Annotated in this window: 1 protein-coding gene; it reads left to right on the top strand. The window is 45.6% G+C overall.

The window, feature by feature from the left end:
* Window positions 1–778, top strand: a 778-nt coding sequence (locus R7O13_RS24890) for a response regulator (protein WP_318304944.1), incomplete at its 5' end; no start/stop codon positions are given.
* Window positions 779–954: the final 176 nt, after the last annotated feature.

The raw sequence follows: 954 nt of genomic DNA, 5'->3' as shown, positions 1-954 counted from the left end.
CCTCCAGAGCATGGGGCACCAAGTTGTGATGGCGGAAGATGGCCTGCAAGCTGAACGAATCATTGATAAACAAGATTTTGACATCGCGCTTGTTGACATCAATTTACCTGATTGCGACGGCACGGATTTGATTCAACGCTTAAAACGCATCGAACGTAACAAGCCAGGTGACAAAGCGCTGTCACCGACACCTATGATTGCGGTGTCTGCTCATGTTTTTGCGGAAGAAGTGGAACGCTACTTGGCAGCGGGTTTTGATGGTTACTTGCCAAAACCGGTTGAGAAAGAAGCCCTTGCTACGTTGATTCAGGATGTTCTGGATGGCAAACAATTACTGCTTCCGCAAAGTGGAGAATGCTTACCTCTGAGCGAAACGAGCGACACCAATCTAACTATTGAAAATCAGGTCGAACAAGACCACCAACAACGAGAGGAACCAGAAATGGTCATCATTAATCCAAGCGTGATCCAGTCCGACATGACGATTTTAGGCAGAGAAAAAATGCTGCATATCATCGACTTGTTCAGAAATACCAGTGCGGATGTACTTGGACAGTTGGTTGAGTCAGCAGAAAAAAATGACAGCCTAGCAGTGAAAAATCTCGCTCATAAACTAAAAGGCAGTGCGGGGAGTTTAGGTCTTACTGCGTTAATGAACACTTGCCAAAGTATCGAGATTGCTGCCGAACCGCTAGATACATACAACGCGCAGCAAGGCTTATTGGACGAGCAAGTCGCTGCGTCAGTTAATGCACTTGATGAGCTGATGGCAGAATAAAGCTCTGCTTTTTACACCTAAGCCTTAAGCCAAACCTAAAAACAAAAACCTCCGGTAAATGCCGGAGGTTTTTTCTATTTGGTCATGTCATCTTCCCACTCGAATCGAGTGTCTAAGGCATAAGGGTCATCATCTAATGGATGTTCCACTTTGCCACGCAAGTATTCGAGTTGATG

The sequence above is a fragment of the Vibrio sp. Y176 genome, assembly GCF_033438945.1.
The sequence above is the reverse complement of the archived record's forward strand: the minus strand, read 5'-3'. Positions and strand labels throughout refer to the sequence as shown.